Here is a 19,973-nt window from a genome sequence, read left to right as displayed (position 1 = left end):
TCATGCGCCCTCCGGTTCGAAATCCACCAGCATGGCGCCGGCTTCGACCATATTACCTTCGGCGCAGTTGATGGCGGTGACGGTGCCTTTTGCTGGCGCACGGATAGTGTGCTCCATTTTCATCGCCTCCATCACCACAAGCGCGTCACCGGCCTCAACCGCTGCGCCCTGCTGGCTTAGAATGGCGCGGATGACGCCGGGCATCGGGGCTTCCAGACCGCCGGTATGGTTGGAGGTATCCGCTACATCGACCGGGTCGGGCTGGCTGATGCGATAGTGCTCGCCATCCAGAAAAAGCGCGTGGCCGTTATCGCTGGCAAAGAAACGGCACTGCCTTTGCCTGCCATCGACGGTCGCCCGCAGTGCGCCGTCTTGTGAGATGCTGCCATGAGCGCGGATTGCCCGCGTGCCGATCTCCAGTGAAAAACCATCTGGCTCATGTGTAACGGCGACATCGACCGGCTGTTGATCCAGGACGAAACGCAAGGTTTCCCTCGCTGGCGCATTGAGGCGGAAAGAGTTCGTATTGTTCCAAGGGCTATAAGGATCGGCCTGCGGCTTGGCCCCGTTCCGGCGTGAGAGAAGCAGGCCGAGCGTGGCCAAAGCTATTTCGTTCTCGCTCGTGGCTCCGGGGGCAAAAAGCGCCGCTTCGTTGCGGGCTATGAAGCCGGTATCGAGTTCGGCGGCGGCGAAAGCGTCCAGCCCCGCAAGCCGTGTCAGAAAGGCGGCATTGCTGGTGACGCCGCAAATCGCCAGTTTTTCAAGTGCAAGACGCAGACGCCGCACGGCAGACGGACGGTCGTAGTCCCAGACGATCAGCTTGGCGATCATCGGATCATAGTGCACGCTGATGGCGTCGCCGGTGCGTATGCCGCTATCTATCCTAAGGTGAGGTCCTTCTTCCGGAAAGGCGAGGTGGCTGACCGTGCCAATTGACGGCAGAAAATCATGCGCCGGGTCTTCGGCGTAAATCCGTGCCTCGATGGCATGGCCGTTGATGCGCAGATTGCCCCAGTCGTCCGGCAGCGCCTCTCCATTCGCAACACGGATCTGCCATTCGACCAGATCGAGCCCGGTAATATATTCCGTGACCGGATGCTCGACCTGAAGCCTCGTGTTCATTTCCATGAAATAGAACGCGCCGGACGGGTCGAGCAGGAACTCCACCGTTCCTGCCCCGCGATAGTCGATGGCGCGGGCGGCGGCGACCGCCGCGTTGTACATGCGTTGCCTGAGCGTATCGGGCAGGCCGGGGGCAGGGGCCTCCTCTATGACTTTCTGGTGCCGGCGCTGGATCGAGCAATCGCGCTCGAAAAGCGAAAGACAATTGCCATGGCCATCGGCAAAGACCTGCACCTCCACATGTCGCGGCCGTTCCAGATATTTCTCGATCAGCATACGGTCATTGCCGAAGGCGGCGAGCGCTTCGCGTTTTGCGCCGGCGAGCTCTGCCGCAAATTCACGCTTTTCACGGACAATGCGCATGCCCTTGCCACCGCCGCCAGCTGAAGCCTTGAGTAAAACCGGATAGCCGATGGCTTCTGCCTCGCCGGCAAGCTTTTCGTCGGCCTGATCCTCGCCGTGATAGCCGGGCACCACGGGAACGCCCGCCTGCGCCATAAGCGCCTTCGCCTCGCTTTTTCCGCCCATGGCGCGGATGGCATCGGGTGTCGGGCCGATGAAAATGATGCCGGCAGAGGCGCAGGCTTCGGCGAAACCGGCATTCTCCGAGAGAAAACCGTAACCGGGATGAATGGCTTGCGCGCCGCTTGCCTGTGCGGCGGCGATGATCTTTTCAGCATCGAGATACGACGAGCGGGCAGGTGCAGGACCGATCGCAATGGCCTCGTCGGCCAGCGCCACATGCATGGCGTCGCGGTCGGCATCCGAATAGACCGCGACGGTGCGGATGCCCATCTTGCGGGCGGTGCGGATGATCCGGCAGGCGATTTCGCCGCGGTTGGCGATCAGTATTTTTGAGAACATCGTCGCCTCACATCCTGAATATGCCGAAACGGGTGGGTTCAATCGGCGCGTTCAGCGCGGCCGACAGGCCAAGGCCGAGCACGAGGCGGGTGTCCTTCGGGTCGATGATGCCATCGTCCCACAGCCTTGCACTGGCATAATAGGGGTGACCTTCCCGCTCGTATTTTTCCCGGATCGGCTGTTTGAACGCCTCCTCGCCCTCCTTGGACCAGTGGCGGCCATCCGCCTCGATGCCGTCGCGCCGGATTTGCGCCAGAACGGATGCCGCCTGCTCGCCGCCCATGACGGAAATGCGCGCATTCGGCCACATCCACAAAAAGCGCGGCGAATAGGCGCGCCCGCACATGCCGTAATTGCCCGCACCGAAGGAGCCGCCGATAATGACGGTGAATTTCGGCACTTTAGCCGATGCAACGGCCGTAACGAGCTTGGCGCCATCCTTGGCGATACCATCGGCCTCATAGGCCTTGCCGACCATGAAGCCGGTTATGTTCTGCAGGAAAACCAGGGGAATGCCGCGCTGGCAGCAGAGTTCGATGAAATGCGCGCCCTTCAGCGCCGATTCCGAAAACAGAATGCCGTTATTGGCGACGATGCCGACGGGATAACCGTGGATATGGGCGAAACCGCACACAAGCGTCGTGCCATAAAGCGCCTTGAACTCGTCGAATTCGGAGCCATCCACCAGACGCGCGATGATCTCGCGCACCTCGAAAGGCTTGCGCGTATCGGTGGGCACGATGCCGTAAAGCTCCTCCGATGGATAAAGCGGTTCTGCGGGTTCGCGAATATCCAGCTCCACGCGTTTGCGGCGGTTGAGGGTGGAGACGATCCTTCGGGTCAGCGAAAGCGCGTGGCGGTCATCGTGGGCATAGTGATCAGTCACGCCGGATTGCCGCGAATGCACATCCGCGCCACCCAGTTCTTCCGCACTCACCACTTCGCCCGTTGCGGCCTTCACCAGCGGCGGACCGCCGAGGAAGATCGTGCCCTGATTTTTGACGATCACGGACTGGTCGCTCATAGCCGGCACATAGGCCCCACCAGCCGTACAGCTTCCCATCACGACTGCGATCTGGGCGATGCCTGCCGCCGACATATTGGCCTGATTGTAAAAGATGCGGCCGAAATGATCGCGGTCGGGAAAAACCTCGTCCTGATTGGGAAGGTTCGCACCGCCGGAATCGACCAGATAAATGCAGGGCAGGTGGTTGTCGGCAGCGATCTCTTGCGCGCGCAGATGTTTCTTGACCGTCAGCGGATAATAGGTGCCGCCTTTCACCGTCGCGTCATTGGCCACGATGACGCATTCACGGCCTGCGACCCGGCCGATGCCGGTGACGATGCCGGCGGCCGGAACGGGTTCGTCGTAGACCTCGTATGCTGCGAATTGCGAGAATTCGAGAAACGGACTCCCGGGATCGAGCAGTGCTTCTATCCGGTCGCGCGCAAGCAATTTGCCGCGTGACAGATGCCGTTCGCGCGCCTTGTCGCCGCCGCCCTTGGAGATTTTTTCGACATGCTGCCGCAGGTCATCCACCAGGCCCGACATGAAGGTGACGTTGGCGGAAAAGGTAGGATCGCGGTTCAGACTGGATGTAAGCTTCATCGCATTCCTCACCCATTGCCTTTGACCAGTTCGCGGCCGATCAGCATCCGGCGGATTTCGCTGGTGCCCGCGCCGATTTCATAAAGCTTGGCGTCCCGAAGCAGCCGCCCGGCCGGACTTTCATTGACATAGCCGGAACCGCCGAGAAGCTGGATTGCATCCAGTGCAACTCGCGTCGCCCGCTCGGCGGCAAACAGGATCGCACCTGCCGCATCCTGCCTTGTGATGCGGCCATTGTCGCAGGCGCGCGCCACGGCATAGACATAGGCGCGGGAGGCGTTCATGGCCGAATAGATATCGGCAAGCTTTCCCTGCACCAGCTGGAATTCGCCGATCGGCTTGCCGAATTGCTTGCGCTCGCGCGCATAGGGTAGCACCAGATCGATAGCCGCCTGCATGATGCCAACAGGGCCGGCAGCCAGCACCGCGCGCTCGTAATCAAGCCCGCTCATCAGCACCGTCACGCCGTCGTTCAAGCGCCCGAGGAGGTTTTCCTCCGGGACCTCGCAATCCGTAAACACCAGTTCGGAGGTGGGTGAGCCGCGCATGCCAAGCTTGTCGAGTTTTTGTGCGGGGCGAAAACCCTTGAAGCCTTTTTCGATCAGAAAGGCCGTGATGCCACGCGCACCGGCGGACATGTCCGTCTTGGCGTAGACAACCAGCGTGTCTGCCTCGTGACCGTTGGTGATCCACATCTTTGTGCCGTTCAGCACATAGACGTCGCCCTTACGTTCCGCCTTCAGCCGCATCGAGACGACATCCGAGCCGGCCTCCGTCTCGCTCATGGCGAGCGAACCGACATGCTCGCCCGACACCAGCTTCGGCAGATATCGCCGCTTCTGCTCTTCCGTTCCCCAGCGATGAATCTGGTTGATGCAGAGGTTGGAATGGGCGCCATAGGACAGGCCGATGGACGCGGAAGCGCGGCTTATCTCCTCCATCGCCACGCAATGAGCGAGATAGCCCATGTCAGCACCGCCGAATTCCTCCGAAACGGTAATACCGTGCAGACCGAGTTCACCCATCCGCGGCCAGAGCTGGCGCGGAAACTGATCGTTGCGATCGATTTCTGCTGCGAGCGGCGCTATTTCATCGTCTGCGAATGCTCTTGCGCTGTCGCGCAATGCTGCGATTTCCGGGCCGAGATCGGCATCGAAAATGGCGGCGAGGTTCAAACTCATCGCGTCTCCTCCTCCGGACGGCCATTTGTCTCCGTCCCTCTCGTCAGCGGCCAGCACCTCCTCCGTGCTGGCAACTCTCATTTATGGCGCGTCACCTCCGGTGAAGGCGGCGGAACGGCGCACGAATGTCTTGATGGCGAAATTGGACTGGATGCGCGACACACCGGGAACCGTGGTCAGGAAATCCAGAAGCTGCTGATAATGCGGTAGATCCCGCACCATGGCATGAATGAGATAGTCGGAACTGCCGCTCGTCTGGTAGCCGCCCACCACTTCCGGAATGGAGGCGACATGGTGCTCGAACGTCGTCAGCGCTTCCTTTATCTGCCGTTCCAGCGTGACGGAAATGAAGACGCCCATATTGCCGAGCAGCCGGTTCTCATCGAACACGGCGGTATAACCGCGAATGATGCCTTCTTCTTCCAGCTTGCGCACGCGGCGCAGTGTCGGCGTGAAGGAAAGCCCGATCCGGGCTGCCAGATCGCGCCAGCTCACACGCCCGTCATCGCCAAGCACATGGAGAATCTTCTGGTCGAAACTGTCGAGCTCAATCATGGATCATTTGCTCTATGATATGACTAATTGTTGGATCAAAGATATCGCCAATCAAAAAACTGTCAATCAAAATAGCTTTGAAATGAATTCGAGATAGTGATAGCGTTCACGTCAGTCGCGGTCTGGAGGAGATTGCGATGACGGTCGTTCTCTCGGTGGGAGGATGGCCAAGGGAGGTGAATTTGGCTGTGCATGACCCTGTCGTTATCGTCGGGGCCGCCCGTACTGCTATGGGTGGGTTCCAGGGCGAATTCAAATCGGTGGCGGCGTCCGATCTTGGGGCGGCGGCAATCCGCGCGGCCGTCGAACGTGCTGCAATTTCTTCCGCTGACATTGACGATGTGCTGATGGGCTGCGTGCTCTCAGCCGGGCAGGGACAGGCTCCTGCCAGACAGGCAGCGATTGCCGCCGCCATTCCCAACTCGGTTGGCGCAACAACAATCAACAAGATGTGTGGCTCGGGCATGAAAGCGATCATGCTGGCACATGACCAGCTTGCGGCGGGAAGCTCTTCCATCGTGCTTGCAGGTGGCATGGAAAGCATGAGCAACGCCCCTTATCTGCTGGACCGCGCCCGCAACGGCTATCGTCTTGGCCACGGCAAGCTCACCGACCACATGTTTCTCGACGGTCTCGAAGACGCCTATGACAAGGGCAGGCTGATGGGGACTTTTGCTGAAGATTGCGCGCAAGAGTATCAATTCACTCGCGCGATGCAGGATGATTTTGCGCTCGCCTCACTGGAACGGGCGCGACGCGCCATAGAGGAAGGTGCGTTCGAAGCGGAAATCGCGCCTGTTGGCGATGATGGCGTGGACGAGTTGCCGGGGAAGGCAAAGCCGGAAAAGATACCGCAGCTGAAGCCCGCCTTTCGCGACGGCGGAACGGTGACGGCGGCGAATTCCAGTTCTATTTCGGATGGCGCAGCCGCTCTCGTTGTCACGCGCCGTTCCGAAGCGGAAAGACGAGGCCTTTCACCGCTGGCGACCATTATCGGTCAGGCATCCCATGCGGATGCACCTGCCAGATATCCGACGGCTCCCATCGGCGCGATGACAAAGCTGTTCGAAAAAACCGGCTGGTCGGCGAAGGATGTCGATCTGTTCGAAATCAACGAGGCTTTCGCGGTTGTGGTGATGGCGGCCATGCGTGATCTCGATCTGCCACATGAGAAGGTGAATGTGCATGGCGGCGCCTGCGCGCTCGGCCATCCCATCGGGGCTTCCGGTGCACGCATCGTCGTCACGTTGCTGGCCGCTTTGCAGCGTCACGGACTGAAACGCGGCGTTGCCGCCGTCTGCATCGGCGGCGGCGAGGCGACTGCGCTTGCGGTCGAGCGGCACTGAAGGGAGGCGGAGATGATCCTGAACGAAGCCCAGCAACAGATCAGGGACATGGCCCGCGATTTCGCCCGCGAGCGGCTCACCCCCGGCGCTTCCGCGCGCGACCGGGAAAGCCGGTTCCCGAAAGACGAGCTGAAAGAAATGGGTGAACTCGGCTTTCTCGGCATGCTGGTCTCGGAGGACTATGGCGGGTCGGAAACCGGTGCTGTCGCCTACGCCCTGGCGCTGGAGGAAATCGCTGCCGGTGACGGCGCCTGTTCCACCATCATGAGCGTCCACAATTCGGTTGGCTGCGTGCCGATCCTGAAATTCGGCACGGCAGAGCAGAAGCAGCGCTTCCTCCCCAAGCTCGCCTCCGGCGAATGGATCGGCGGTTTTGCGCTGACCGAACCGCAGGCCGGTTCCGACGCCTCCAATCTGAAGACAAAAGCGCGGCGCGATGGCGACCGCTATATCATCGACGGCGCAAAACAGTTCATCACGTCGGGCAAGAACGGCGATGTCATCATCGTTTTTGCCATCACCGATCCGGCTGCCGGCAAAAAAGGTATCACGGCCTTCATCGTGCCGACAGATACGCCCGGTTACGAGGTAATCAGGATCGAGGAAAAACTCGGTCTGCATTCTTCGGATACCTGCCAGATTGCCTTTACCGACATGGCGGTCCCAGCCGAATTGCGGCTCGGTGAAGAGGGGCAGGGGTATCGCATCGCGCTCGCCAATCTGGAAGGCGGTCGTATCGGCATTGCCGCACAGGCGGTTGGCATGGCGCAGGCGGCTTTCGAGGCGGCGCGGGATTATGCCCGCGAGCGCAAGGCCTTCGGGCAAGCCATCATCGAGCATCAGGCCGTGGCGTTCAGGCTTGCGGATATGGCAACGCGCATAACGGCGGCGCGGCAACTGGTGCTGCATGCGGCGGCGCTGAAGGAAGCGGGCGAGCCCTGCCTCTCGGAGGCCTCGATGGCCAAGCTCTTTGCCTCGGAAATGGCGGAGCGTGTCTGCTCGGACGCCATCCAGATTCACGGCGGTTACGGCTACATGGCGGATTATCCGGTGGAACGGATCTATCGCGATGTGCGCATCTGCCAGATTTACGAGGGAACCAGCGATGTCCAGCGCATGGTCATCGCGCGAAACCTCTGAAAATTGTTTCGTCGTCTGGAGGAGATGGCGATGGGAGGAGTAGAATGGATATTACCGAAACCACGCATCTCAGCCTGCATGTTCCCGAACCAGCGGTGCGGCCAGGCGACCAGCCGGATTTCTCCAATGTGAAGATACCCAAGGCCGGCTCCGTGCCACGCCCGGAGGTGGACGCAGCACCTGAAGACATGCGCGATCTGGCCTATTCCATCATCCGCGTCCTCAATCATCAGGGTGAGGCTGTCGGCCCGTGGGCCGGGCTGCTTTCGGATGAGGATTTGCTCGTCGGCCTGAAGAACATGATGCGGCTGCGGGCTTTCGATGCCCGCATGCTGATGGCACAGCGGCAGGGCAAGACCTCCTTTTACATGCAGCATCTGGGTGAGGAAGCGGTCAGTTGCGCCTTCCGCAAGGCGCTCTCCAAAGGCGACATGAATTTCCCGACCTACCGGCAGGCGGGTCTGCTGATCGCCGACGATTACCCGCTCGTCACCATGATGAACCAGATCTATTCCAACGAACTGGACCCGCTGCATGGGCGGCAATTGCCGGTTCTTTACTCCTCGAAGGAGCATGGCTTCTTCACCGTGTCCGGCAATCTTGCCACGCAATATGTGCAGGCGGTCGGCTGGGCGATGGCATCTGCCATCAAGGGCGATACGAAGATCGCGGCAGCATGGATCGGTGACGGCTCAACGGCGGAATCGGATTTCCACTCGGCGCTGGTCTTCGCCTCCACCTACAAGGCGCCGGTCATACTCAACATCGTCAACAACCAATGGGCCATTTCCACCTTTCAGGGTATCGCGCGCGGCGGTTCCGGCACCTTTGCGGCCAGAGGCCTGGGCTTCGGCATTCCGGCGCTCCGGGTCGACGGCAACGATTATCTCGCCGTTTATGCCGTGGCACGCTGGGCGGTGGAGCGGGCGCGGCGCAATCTCGGACCGACGCTGATCGAATATGTGACCTACCGTGTCGGTGCGCATTCCACTTCCGACGATCCGAGCGCCTATCGCCCCAAGACCGAGTCCGAGGCATGGCCACTGGGTGACCCGGTTCTGCGGTTGAAGAAACATCTCATCCTGCGCGGCGTCTGGTCGGAGGAGCGGCACCGGCAGGCGGAAGCGGAAATTGCCGACGAGGTGCTTGAGGCGCAGCGTGAGGCGGAAAGCCACGGTACGCTGCATGAGGGCCGTAAGCCGCCAAAGAAGGATATTTTCGAGGGCGTTTACGCCGAGATGCCGCCGCATCTCGCCCGCCAGCGCCAGAAGGCAGGGTGGTGAGACATGACAAGAATGACGATGATCGAAGCCGTCCGCAGCGCCATGGATGTGTCCATGGAGCGCAGCGACGATGTGGTGGTTTTCGGTGAGGATGTGGGCTATTTCGGCGGCGTGTTTCGTGCGACGCAGGGCTTGCAGGGCAAATATGGCAAGACCCGCTGTTTCGACGCGCCGATCAGCGAATCCGGTATTGTCGGCACGGCCATCGGCATGGCCGCTTATGGCCTGCGCCCCTGCGTCGAAATCCAGTTCGCGGATTACATGTACCCGGCCTATGACCAGATCACCCAGGAAGCGGCGCGCATTCGTTATCGCTCCAATGGCGATTTCACCTGCCCCATAGTCCTGCGCATGCCGACCGGCGGCGGCATTTTTGGCGGGCAGACGCATAGTCAGAGCCCGGAGGCGCTTTTTACCCATGTCTGCGGGCTAAAGGTGGTGGTTCCCTCCAATCCTTACGACGCCAAGGGGTTGCTGATCGCCTCGATCGAAGACCCGGATCCGGTGATGTTTCTGGAGCCGAAGCGGCTTTATAACGGTCCCTTCGACGGCCATCACGACCGGCCGGTAACGCCATGGTCGAAGCACGAGATGGGCGAGGTGCCGGAAGGGCATTACACCATTCCGATCGGCAAGGCCGAAATCCGCCGCGCCGGGCAGGATGTCACTGTCATCGCTTACGGCACCATGGTGCATGTTGCGCTCGCCGCAGCGGAAGAAACGGGCGTGGATGCCGAGATCATCGATCTGCGCAGCCTTTTGCCACTCGATCTGGACACCATCGTGAAGTCCGTTGCCAAGACCGGCCGCTGCGTCATGGTGCATGAGGCAACGCTCACGTCAGGCTTCGGCGCGGAAGTCGTGTCGCTGGTGCAGGAACACTGCTTCTATCATCTGGAAGCACCGGTCGTCCGTGTGGCTGGTTGGGATACGCCTTATCCCCACGCGCAGGAGTGGGATTATTTTCCGGGGCCGGCCCGCGTCGGGCGCGCTCTCGTCGAAGTCATGGAGGCCTGAAGATGGCGGAATTTGTTATCACTATGCCTGATGTCGGCGAAGGTGTTGCGGAAGCCGAACTGGTGGAATGGAATGTCAAACCCGGCGATCCCGTGCACGAGGATATGGTGCTGGCCGCTGTGATGACCGACAAGGCGACGGTTGAAATCCCATCGCCGGTTGCGGGCGTCGTCACATGGTTGGCAGCGGAGGTGGGTGATACGGTGGCGGTTAAGGCGCCGCTGGTGCGCATCGAAACCAATGCCTCCGCTGTTGCTGCTGCCCCCGCGGATGTGACCGAGCCGGAAGCGCCATCCGACATGACGGAAGAGCCGCCAGCGGCTGAAATCCAGCCCGCCCGCGAAATACAGGATGCGCCGCCTTCCCCTGAGGTGGAACACCATAAACCTCTGGCGTCGCCAGCCGTTCGCCAGCGCGCCGACGATCTCGATATCGATCTCGGACAAGTGAGGGGAACAGGGCCGGACGGGCATATCACCCACGCCGATCTCGATACATTTCTGACCGCACGGTCGCAATCTGAGCGGCCCGCTGCGCCGATAGCTTCCCGCGATAGCGCTGTCGAAGAGGTGAAGGTGACAGGGCTGAGGCGCAAGATCGCCGAGAAGATGACGCTTTCCGTCTCCCGCATTCCCCACATCACCTATGTCGAGGAAATCGACGTGACCGATCTGGAGGATTTGCGCACGACCATGAATGGCAACCGCCGGTCAGGACAGCCGAAACTGACGATCCTGCCGTTCCTGATGCGCGCACTTGTGAAAACGGTCGCCGATCATCCCGGCATGAATGCCACCTTCGATGACGAAAAAGGGGTCGTCAGTCACTACGAAGCGGTGCATATCGGCATAGCCACGCAGACACCTACGGGGCTGATGGTCCCGGTCGTTCGCCACACGGAAGCGCTCGGCCTTTGGGATTGTGCTGCTGAAGTTATGCGCGTGGCCGAGGCGTCGCGCACCGGCGCCGCGCAACGGGACGAGTTGACGGGGTCCACCATCACCATCAGCTCGCTCGGCCCCCTTGGCGGTATCGTTTCGACGCCCATCATCAATCACCCGGAGGTGGCGATCATCGGCGTGAACAAGATCGTGACCCGACCGGTCTGGGATGGCAGCGGTTTCGTGCCGCGCAAAATGATGAACCTCTCCTCCAGCTTCGATCACCGGGTCGTAGACGGCTGGGATGCCGCCGTCTTCATTCAGGCTATCAAGGCGCTGCTGGAAAAGCCGGCGCTGATCTTCATCGACGGCTGAGCTTCGTTCGAAAAGGATTTTCTTCCGTGAAGCACTTCAGCTTCACGGAACTGTTTCGGTGTCGGTATAGGCTTGCGTTCGCGATCTTCGAGTATAGAAGAGAAAGAACGAGAAGCGTGTTTTCTCATCATGATCATAGTGGCGGACGGGGGCGCTCCGGTGCCCAGCGCTTCGCTGTTCGTCGGCAACCGAATGAAGAAGAAGGTCCTTTCATGAGCACTCCCAAACCCGTTGTCCTGACTATTCTCGATGGCTGGGGACTGAGCGAGGACACGTCCAGCAATGCGCCGGTACTGGCAAACACGCCCACCATGGATAGGCTTTTCGCCACCTGCCCGAATGCGCGGCTGACCACCTTCGGCCCGAATGTCGGTCTGCCCACCGGGCAAATGGGCAATTCGGAAGTTGGACACACCAATATCGGCGCCGGTCGCATCGTCGCCATGGATCTTGGCCAGATCGATCTGGCTATCGAAGACGGCAGCTTTTTCAGGAACGCTGCGATGCTCGATTTCGCCGCCAAGGTGAAGGCTGCGGGCGGCGTGGCGCATGTGATGTGCGTCGTCTCCGATGGCGGCGTTCACGGCCACATCGTCCACGGTCGGGCGGCGGTGAAGCTGCTGACCGATCTGGGTTTGAAGGTCGTCGTGCACGCCATCACCGATGGTCGCGATGTCGCGCCGCAGTCCGCAGAGAGCTTCGTCGCCGCATTTGCGGCAAGCCTGCCGCAAGGCGCCAGCATTGGCACGGTGATCGGCCGTTATTATGCGATGGACCGCGATAATCGCTGGGAGCGTGTTGAAAAGGCCTATGACGCCATGGTTCTCGGCCGGGGCGAACATGCGCCGGACGCGGTGAGCGCCGTTGCCGCAAGCTACAAAAATGATGTTACGGATGAATTCATCCTGCCAACGGTCATCGATGGTTACGAAGGCTTCAAATCCGGCGACGGTCTCTTCTGCCTGAATTTCCGTGCCGACCGCGCTCGTGAAATCCTGCTTGCCATCGGTGCGGATGATTTCGACGGGTTTGTCCGTGAAAAGCCAGTGCTTTCGGCGCTGCTTGGCATGGTGGAATATTCCACCAAACATGCGACCTTCATGACGACGGCTTACCCTAAGCGCGATATCGAAAATACGTTGGGCGCCTGGGTTGCCAAGCAGGGTCTGCGGCAGTTCCGACTGGCCGAGACGGAAAAATATCCGCATGTCACTTTCTTCCTGAATGGTGGCAAGGAAGAACCTGAAGTGGGCGAAGACCGCTTCATGCCGAAGTCTCCGAAGGTTGCGACCTACGATCTGCAGCCGGAAATGAGCGCGCCTGAGGTGACGGAGAAATTCGTCGAGGCGATCGGCAAGGGTTACGATCTCATCGTCACCAATTACGCCAATCCCGACATGGTGGGCCATACCGGCGATCTGCAAGCCGCGATCAAGGCTTGCGAAGCCGTGGACCGGGGGCTCGCCGCAGTCGTTGCCGCTCTGGAAAAGGTTGGCGGCGCCATGCTGGTGATTGCCGACCACGGTAATTGTGAAACCATGGTTGACCCGGTAACCGGTGGCCCGCACACCGCGCACACCACCAATCCGGTACCGGTGATCCTGTTCGGCGGACCTGAAGGCGCGAAGCTGCATGACGGTATCCTTGCCGATGTCGCTCCCACGCTGCTGCAATTGATGAATGTGCCGCTGCCTGCGGAAATGACAGGCAAAAGCCTGATTGACCTGTAATCCGGCGACGATGCGCGAGAGCCTGCTGCTCTCGCGCATGTCCAGGCGAGGCGGAAATGCCTACCGTTTGGCGTAGATTCGGTCGTGAACGAGCATGCCGGCGATCATGGCGCAAACGAAGAGAATGACCGGCATTAGGCCGAGAGCAAGCGCCGATATTGCCGGGCCGGGGCAGAAACCGGCAAACCCCCAGCCTGCGCCGAACATAGCCGAGCCCACAACCAACGGCGCGTCGACCCGAGTTTTGGCGGCAAGGTGAAATTCCGCACTGAGAATCGGTTTGGCAAGGAAACGGCACAACAGAACGCCCGGCACGGCGACCAAAACCGCACCGCCGAGAACGAACATCAGGCTCGGGTCCCAATGGCCGCTTGCCACGTCGAGAAAGCCTGAAACGCGGGCAGGATCGATCATGCCGGACAGGGAGAGGCCAAATCCGAACAGTGCCCCGGCCGCAAGTGCCACCACGAAACGCGCCATGACCTGATTTTTCATGACAGCGCTCCGGTTATCGTCGCGGCAAGGATACCGGTGATCAGGAAGATGGCAGTGGCGGTGATGGAGCGCCGGGAAAATCGCGCAAGACCCATGATGCCATGGCCGGATGTGCAGCCGGATCCCATGCGCGTACCGAACCCCACCAGCAGCCCAGCAATGACGATCAGCGGCCAGGGTGCAGATATGGTGAGCGCGGGAAAGCGGCCGAATGCGGCGGCGTAAAGATACGGGCCTGTCAGCAAACCTGCGACGAAGGCCACATCCGTCAAGCGCCGTTCCTTGCCGAGCACATTGCCCAGGATGCCGCTGATGCCGGCGATGCGGCCGTTAAAGAGAAACAGAATAATACTCGCGAGGCCGAGCAGCATACCGCCGAAGAGAGAGGGCCAATAGGCTGTCACGGGTTTTCCTCCGGCGCACAGAAGATGGTATAGAGAGCCTCGATCAGCTGCGCCGCTTTCTCCTCGGTTAACCGGTAAAAGATCTGTTTGGCCTCGCGCCGCGTTTCAACAACGCCCGCCTCACGCAAAACCCCAAGCTGCTGGGAAAGTGTGGGCTGGCGGATATCCAGCTTGGCTTCCAGCTCGCCAACGGAAAACTCCCCTTGCGCCAGCGTGCAGGCGAGCATCAGCCGCGCGGGATGGGCAAGTGTCTTCAAGAGTATGGCGACCTCGACTGCGCGTTCCTCCATCTCGGCAAGCGGGATTTCGGTGATATCAGGTATCTGTTTCCGCATGTTTTCCTTTACCATGTGCTGCCCTCCAGCACGTCGAGCGGGAATTTCAGATAACGTTTGCCATTGGCCTCCGGCTCCGGCAGGCGGCCGCCACGGATATTCACCTGCAAGGCGTGCAGAATGAGCTTCGGCATCGGCAAGGTGCGATCCCGCGCCTCACGCAGCTGGATGAAGCCTTCCTCTGTCATGCCAGCCAGATGCGGATTGCCGCGTTTCTGTTCTCCAACAGTGCTTTCCCATTTGGGCGCGCGGCCACCGGGTTGATAGTCGTGTCCGGTGAAAAGCCGCGTTTCGTCGGGAAGGGCGAGAATCTCCTGAATGGATGCCCAGAGTTCTCTGGCGCTGCCGCCTGGAAAATCGGCGCGCGCCGTGCCGGAATCAGGCATGAAAAGAGTGTCATGCACGAATGCGGCGTCGCCCACCACGTAGGTCACGGAGGCGAGCGTATGTCCGGGTGAAAACAGCACGCGAGCTTCCAGCGAACCGATGTTGAACCGGTCTCCCGCTTCAAACAGCCGGTCCCATTGCGAGCCGTCTGTTTCAAGATCGGGCCAGTTATATTTCTCCTGCCACAGCCGCTGCACACCGGTGACCTTGGCGCCGATTGCCGTTTTCGCGCCGGTTCTTTGGCTGAGATAGTGGGCGGCGGAAAAATGGTCGGCATGCGGATGCGTGTCCAGAACCCATTCCACCGCCAGGCCTTGCGCCTTGACATAGGCCAGAATGGCATCGGCATTCACCGTGCCGGTCGCCCCCGATTTCTCGTCGAAATCGTAGACCGGATCGATGATGGCACAGCGCCGGGTTGCGGGGTCGGAAACGACATATTGCACGCTCGACGTGCTCGGATCGAAGAAAGCCTTGACGTGCGGCTTTGCCGCAGCCTGCCGCTCCAGCCAGCGGACGGCGCCGGAAAGATCGAAACCATGCTGTTGGCCGAAAGTCGCGATCTCGCTTTGTTTCATGCGCCCGTCCAGCGCTTCGCCAAGCACATAGAGGGTCAGCGCTCGCGCTCCACCCTTGCAATGGGCAAATACGGGGCCTTTGGCCTCGGTCATCGTCTGCTGAAAGGCACGAATATCGGCTTCGGTAATAGTCGGGCCATTGACCGGAATGAAACTGTAGGCAAGACCCGCAGCATTGGCGGCGCTTTTTTCATGTTCATTGCCCGGCTGGCCGGGCTCTTCGCCATCCGGCCGGGCATTGATGATGCTTTTGTAGCCCTGATCGGAAAGCGATGAAAAGTCGGAGATATCCGGCTGGCCTGCGACCGTCAGACGTTCGTTGATCCTCACGGCACTCATCGGTTTCTCCTGTTGTTCTAAATTAATATACGTTATCATATAATGTATATTGTTCGGCGGCAACAGACGGAAGAGAAAATTTCAGAGGTGGCGATTTCCTGTGTTCACGACGAAATCACAAGCTTGCCCGAAGGGGATCGAGCAAGTGTGCTTTTCCGGGAAGCCCGCAGGTGAGTGTGGGCGGGGGCTGGCTTCAGGCTAAAAGCTTGCGGCGCGTCGCTTTCCAGCCAAGACAGATTGCCGCAACAAGCAGGGCGAGTTGAGCGACAAGGAATGGTGGTTCGTTGCCGTTCGGAGCCAGTGCGTTCAGTGCCTCGACCTTGAGAAAGGACTGAACGATCAGCACGAACATATTCAGATAAAGGCCCATCGTGGCGGTGATCGAATAAACAGTTCGCGCCCTGCCATTGAGACCGTATCCGTAAAGCGCGACCAGCGCGACCGCCAGAATGATGGTCGAGATGATGCCAACGCCGAGTGCCGGTGTGAAGTTGCCGATTGGAAACAGGAAGCCGGTGAGCGTTGTGGCGAGCGTGGTGACGAGAAACAGCGCCATCATGCGCGGCATCCATCGCCCTGCCGCATAAGCGGGCAGGGCGATCAATCCGGTTACGATGCCTATGAGGCTCAAGGCAACGTGCAATGTCGTGAATTGGGGAATGGTCAGTCCGAGGATCATGATGCGTCTCCCTCTATTCAGTTTGGGTTGCACCATACCGGCTGGCGGCATGTGCATGCGATAGATTGGGCCTCAATGCAGCGCGGGCCGCAAGGAAATTTTCAAGGTCTGCCGTATCCGGCAGGGAAGGAATGGTCAGCGTCTCGCCCAGATCAAGACCGGCCAGGGCTGCATCCACCATCTCGTGAGCATCCATGACCATGGCGGCGGGAATGGCGTCGAGACGTTCCTCTTCCCAGATGGCCGTGCGGGTGATGCCCGGCAGGACACCTTGAACCCGAACGCCGGAAGGGGAAAGCTGCGCGTGCAGCGCCTCGGTGAAGGCAAGCACAAAGGCTTTGGTCGCCGGATAAACGGCGGTAAATGCTGCCGGCATCAAGGCCGTGACCGAGGTGATATTGATGATCGTGCCCTTTCCATCTGCTGCAAGACGCGGTGCGATCGCCGCTGCAAGCCGGGTGACGGCAAGGATATTGAGATTGATCATCGTCGTGACATGGGCCGGGTCCAGTTCCGTGATAGCGCCGTCTCCGGCAATACCGGCATTGTTGACGAGACCGGTGATCCGCCGGTCCTCGCGCAGCCGTGCCTCTACCCTTTCGAGGTCTTCCGCCCGTGAAAGGTCTGCTGCCAGAACCTCGACAGCGATCTGGTGATCCTTTTCCAGCCGCTCGGCCAGCGCCTTCAGCTTTTCGGCGCGTCGCGCCACGAGGATAAGATCGTGGCCGCGTTTTGCCAGGCGCTCGGCATAAACAGCGCCAATGCCATCGGACGCCCCGGTGATGAGAAACGTATTCTGTGTCATGTCCCGTGTTTCCTTTGTCTGATGGTTTCAGGCGTTGATGAAAGCAAGAAGGTCGGCGTTGAACCGGTCCTGATGGGTCTGTGTCAGTCCATGGTCGGCGCCCTCATAGACCTTGAGGGTCGCATGTTTGACGATCTTGACCGTGGAGAGCGCCGAAGCGCCGATCGGCACGATCTGGTCGTCGTCGCCGTGCAGTACGAGCGTTGGCTTGTCGAAAGCCTTCAGGTCCTGATGGAAATCGCTTTCCGAAAAGGCGCGGATGCTGTCGAGCTGGCCCTTGAGGCCGCCCATCATGCCCTGCCGCCAGAACTCGTCGCGAATACCTTCAGAAATCACAGCACCTTCACGGTTATAGCCGTAGAAAGGAATGGTCAGATCCCTGAAGAACTGGCTGCGATTGTCGTAGGTACCCTTGCGGATGCCGTCGAAAACATCGATCGGCAGGCCGATGGCATTGCTTTCCGTCTTCAGCATCAGCGGCGGTACTGCGCCGATGAGGGCGATCCTGGCGACGCGGGCCGTACCATGGCGGCCGATATAGCGCGTTACCTCGCCGCCGCCGGTGGAATGGCCGACGAGAATGATGTCGTGAAGATCGAGCTGTTCGATTAGCTCGGCCAGATCGTCAGCATATTGATCCATGGTGTTGCTGTGCCAGACCTGGTCGGAGCGGCCGTGGCTGCGGCGATCATGGGCGATGGTGCGGAAACCGTTATTGGCAAAGAATACCATCTGCGCGTCCCATGCATCGGCACTGAGCGGCCAGCCGTGGGAAAAGATGATGGGCTGGCCGTCTTTCGAACCCCAGTCCTTGTAGAAGATGTGCGTTCCGTCTCTGGTGACTATCGTTGTCATGGCTCTCTCTCCTGTTGCGGGTGGTTTGCTTGCGTCCTGTGGGAATAGAGATACTCTGGAGACAGCCGGGGCTGGATTGGCGCTTCTGACAGAAAACGAGCCGAAACTGACAAAACGGGGATGTGGGGCATGGCGGGTGTTGCGGGAAGTGCGCTGGAAGTCGGTCTGGTTCTCTACCGGGACTGTCAGGTCGCCATGGTGCACGGCATCACCGATCTTTTTGCCATCGCGTCGGTCTTCTCAGAGGATCGTGGTGGGCCGAAACTGCGCGTCAGCCACTGGAGCATGGGTGAGGGCGGTGAGTTTTCCCGTTGTCATGACACCGAGCCGGGCAGGCCGGGGCATCCCAATATCTTCGTCGTACCCGGCCGGCTGACCGGGCCAGCCGAAATCGATGAGGCCGGGCCCTATGCTCGCTGGCTGCTGGACCGGCATGCGCAGGGCGCGACGCTGGCAGCCAGTTGCGGCGGTTCCTTCATCATCGCTGCGACAGGTCTTCTGGCCGGCCGGCCGGCCACTACCCACTGGCTGTTTGCGGAACGGTTTCGCGAGCGCTTTCCCGATATCCGCCTGGAGATAGACAAGATCGTCATCGAAGACGGCGATATCATCACGGCGGGTGGGCTGATGGCATGGACCGATCTTGGTCTGCGCATTGTTGACCGGCTGCTTGGGCCTTCGGTGATGATCGAGACCGGTAAATTCCTGCTGATCGACCCCTCCGGTCGGGAGCAGCGACATTACAGCAGTTTTGCGCCGCGGTTGACGCATGGCGACGAGCCGATCCTGAAGGTACAGCACTGGCTGCAGGCGCGCGCCGGGCGGGCGACCAGTGTCTCCGATATGGCCGCACATGCCGGGCTTGAGGAGCGAACCTTCCTTCGCCGTTTCAAGGCCGCCACCGGTATGAAGCCTATCGAATATGTCCAGCATCTTCGTGTCGGCAAGGCGCGGGAACTGCTGGAATTCACCCGTCGTTCGGTAGACCAGATTGCCTGGTCGGTGGGATACGAGGATGCCGCTGCCTTCCGTCGTGTATTTCACCGTATTCTCGGCCTCTCGCCGGGCGAGTACAGAAACCGCTTTTCCAGCGGTTCGGCCATGGTGGCCGCCTGAGGGCAAATCCCGCTGTTGCGACATTGCCGCTTCGCAACGAGGTTAGTGCGAGAAGCGCGGCCCTTGCAATGTGGCGGGTGTTTGCTAACATGCCAGACAAGTTTAAAACAGGTGGGCCGGAATGGACGTTGAGAGCAGCACGAAGCCGGGAATATCGCTCGCGGCGAAAATCAGCTCCGCATTGCGGCGGGATTTGTCTGAAGGCGTGTTCCGTCCCGGCGACCGTCTCCCGAGTGAGAGCGCGCTGACACGTGAATATTCCGTCAGCCGCACCGTGGTGCGGGAGGCCATCGCCATTCTGCGCGCGGATGGTCTCGTAGAGGCCCGCAAGGGAGCGGGCGTTTTTGCCATTGAGGTGAAGCCGGCCAAGGAAGTGCCTTTCAATGATCTCGCAGTGGGGCGGATCTCCTCGGTAATCGAACTGCTGGAATTGCGCACCGTCTTCGAAGTTGAGTCCGCCGGGCTTGCGGCATCGCGCCGTTCCGCCGTGCAGGTGGAGTCGATTGTCGATGCGCATCGGCGCGTTGGCGACTGTCTCGCCGCCGGGTTGCCGACGCGGGATGCCGATTTCGAGTTCCATCTGGCCATTGCACAGGCGACGCAGAACAGGCGATTCCCCGAGTTTCTTCAACTCATCCGCTCCGGCATCATCCCGCGTGGCGAATTACAGGGGGCGGCGCCCGGTTCCCGTCCGAAGGACTACAATCTTCATCTCCAGGAGGAGCATGCGAAGATCGTTGACGCCATCATCGAAGGCGATGCCGATGCTGCCCGCCAATATATGGCGGCGCATCTGCGCGGTAGTCTTGAGCGCTACAAGGTGCTTTTGCGCTCCCGTACAGCCGCTGAATAACTAGGAAATTTCAGCTTTCTCAGC

19 protein-coding genes are annotated in these 19,973 nt (G+C 60.3%); 8 read left to right on the top strand and 11 right to left on the bottom strand.

Features of this window, described 5'->3' with window-relative positions:
- From FB593_RS10765 to FB593_RS10750, 4 genes are all read right to left on the bottom strand, one after another.
- Positions 1-1,986, bottom strand: coding sequence for an acetyl/propionyl/methylcrotonyl-CoA carboxylase subunit alpha (locus tag FB593_RS10765; protein ID WP_145166553.1), 1,986 nt, complete (start codon positions 1,984-1,986; stop codon positions 1-3).
- Between the two features lie 7 nt (positions 1,987-1,993).
- A complete protein-coding gene (locus FB593_RS10760) occupies positions 1,994-3,595 on the bottom strand; it encodes a carboxyl transferase domain-containing protein (protein WP_111795392.1) in 1,602 nt (533 codons plus the stop codon).
- Between the two features lie 8 nt (positions 3,596-3,603).
- Positions 3,604-4,776 carry an isovaleryl-CoA dehydrogenase gene (locus FB593_RS10755; protein WP_035199562.1) on the bottom strand — a complete coding sequence of 391 codons (1,173 nt, stop codon included), beginning with the start codon at positions 4,774-4,776 and terminating at the stop codon, positions 3,604-3,606.
- A gap of 81 nt (positions 4,777-4,857) precedes the next feature.
- A complete protein-coding gene (locus FB593_RS10750; RefSeq protein WP_003500312.1) occupies positions 4,858-5,331 on the bottom strand; it encodes an Lrp/AsnC family transcriptional regulator in 474 nt (157 codons plus the stop codon).
- Between the two features lie 230 nt (positions 5,332-5,561).
- Here FB593_RS10750 and FB593_RS10745 point away from each other — a divergent pair, with 230 nt between their 5' ends.
- The 6 genes from FB593_RS10745 (at position 5,562) to gpmI (ending at position 13,103) form a co-directional block, all read left to right on the top strand.
- Positions 5,562-6,677 (top strand): acetyl-CoA C-acyltransferase, encoded by a 1,116-nt coding sequence (locus FB593_RS10745; protein WP_065704532.1) that lies wholly within the window; start codon positions 5,562-5,564, stop codon positions 6,675-6,677.
- 12 nt (positions 6,678-6,689) lie between these two features.
- Positions 6,690-7,817 (top strand): acyl-CoA dehydrogenase family protein, encoded by a 1,128-nt coding sequence (locus FB593_RS10740; protein ID WP_065704306.1) that lies wholly within the window; start codon positions 6,690-6,692, stop codon positions 7,815-7,817.
- Between the two features lie 44 nt (positions 7,818-7,861).
- Positions 7,862-9,100, top strand: a complete 1,239-nt coding sequence (locus FB593_RS10735; RefSeq protein WP_003511177.1) for a 3-methyl-2-oxobutanoate dehydrogenase (2-methylpropanoyl-transferring) subunit alpha — start codon at positions 7,862-7,864, stop codon at positions 9,098-9,100.
- 3 nt (positions 9,101-9,103) lie between these two features.
- Entirely contained in the window at positions 9,104-10,117 is a 1,014-nt protein-coding gene (locus FB593_RS10730; protein ID WP_013761697.1) for an alpha-ketoacid dehydrogenase subunit beta, read from the top strand.
- A 2-nt stretch (positions 10,118-10,119) separates the two neighbouring features.
- Positions 10,120-11,373: a dihydrolipoamide acetyltransferase family protein gene (locus FB593_RS10725; RefSeq protein WP_145166552.1), complete on the top strand. Its 1,254-nt coding sequence runs from the start codon at positions 10,120-10,122 to the stop codon at positions 11,371-11,373.
- 212 nt (positions 11,374-11,585) lie between these two features.
- Positions 11,586-13,103, top strand: coding sequence for a 2,3-bisphosphoglycerate-independent phosphoglycerate mutase (gene gpmI / locus FB593_RS10715; protein WP_145166551.1), 1,518 nt, complete (start codon positions 11,586-11,588; stop codon positions 13,101-13,103).
- 60 nt (positions 13,104-13,163) lie between these two features.
- Here gpmI and FB593_RS10710 read toward each other — a convergent pair whose 3' ends face one another.
- The 7 genes from FB593_RS10710 to FB593_RS10680 form a co-directional block, all read right to left on the bottom strand.
- Positions 13,164-13,598: a YeeE/YedE family protein gene (locus tag FB593_RS10710; protein WP_145166550.1), complete on the bottom strand. Its 435-nt coding sequence runs from the start codon at positions 13,596-13,598 to the stop codon at positions 13,164-13,166.
- A complete protein-coding gene (locus tag FB593_RS10705) occupies positions 13,595-14,002 on the bottom strand; it encodes a YeeE/YedE family protein (RefSeq protein ID WP_145166549.1) in 408 nt (135 codons plus the stop codon). The genes FB593_RS10710 and FB593_RS10705 overlap by 4 nt, the downstream gene beginning before the upstream one ends.
- A complete protein-coding gene (gene bigR, locus FB593_RS10700) occupies positions 13,999-14,352 on the bottom strand; it encodes a sulfite-sensing transcriptional repressor BigR (RefSeq protein WP_003511171.1) in 354 nt (117 codons plus the stop codon). Before bigR ends, FB593_RS10705 begins: the two co-directional genes overlap by 4 nt.
- Positions 14,346-15,641 (bottom strand): bifunctional sulfur transferase/dioxygenase Blh, encoded by a 1,296-nt coding sequence (gene blh, locus FB593_RS10695; RefSeq protein WP_145166548.1) that lies wholly within the window; start codon positions 15,639-15,641, stop codon positions 14,346-14,348. Before blh ends, bigR begins: the two co-directional genes overlap by 7 nt.
- A 193-nt stretch (positions 15,642-15,834) precedes the next feature.
- Positions 15,835-16,320, bottom strand: coding sequence for a hypothetical protein (locus FB593_RS10690; RefSeq protein ID WP_003511169.1), 486 nt, complete (start codon positions 16,318-16,320; stop codon positions 15,835-15,837).
- 13 nt (positions 16,321-16,333) lie between these two features.
- On the bottom strand, positions 16,334-17,125 hold the full coding sequence (locus FB593_RS10685) for an SDR family NAD(P)-dependent oxidoreductase (RefSeq protein WP_003511167.1): 792 nt from the start codon (positions 17,123-17,125) through the stop codon (positions 16,334-16,336).
- Between the two features lie 27 nt (positions 17,126-17,152).
- The gene (locus FB593_RS10680) at positions 17,153-17,980 is read right to left on the bottom strand and encodes an alpha/beta fold hydrolase (protein WP_112153012.1); all 828 of its coding nucleotides are present in this window, start codon (positions 17,978-17,980) and stop codon (positions 17,153-17,155) included.
- A gap of 129 nt (positions 17,981-18,109) precedes the next feature.
- On the opposite strand from FB593_RS10680, the gene FB593_RS10675 reads away from it, so the two are divergent.
- Together FB593_RS10675 and FB593_RS10670 are read left to right on the top strand one after the other, a co-directional pair.
- The gene (locus FB593_RS10675) at positions 18,110-19,096 is read left to right on the top strand and encodes a GlxA family transcriptional regulator (protein WP_112153084.1); all 987 of its coding nucleotides are present in this window, start codon (positions 18,110-18,112) and stop codon (positions 19,094-19,096) included.
- A 121-nt stretch (positions 19,097-19,217) separates the two neighbouring features.
- The gene (locus tag FB593_RS10670; RefSeq protein ID WP_003511162.1) at positions 19,218-19,949 is read left to right on the top strand and encodes a FadR/GntR family transcriptional regulator; all 732 of its coding nucleotides are present in this window, start codon (positions 19,218-19,220) and stop codon (positions 19,947-19,949) included.
- Positions 19,950-19,973: the final 24 nt, after the last annotated feature.

Origin of the sequence: Rhizobium sp. SJZ105, from assembly GCF_007828365.1 — a bacterium.
Taxonomy (GTDB): Bacteria; Pseudomonadota; Alphaproteobacteria; order Rhizobiales; family Rhizobiaceae; genus Agrobacterium; species Agrobacterium tumefaciens.
Note: the sequence above shows the minus strand (reverse complement) of the source record. Positions and strands in the feature narration are given on the sequence as shown.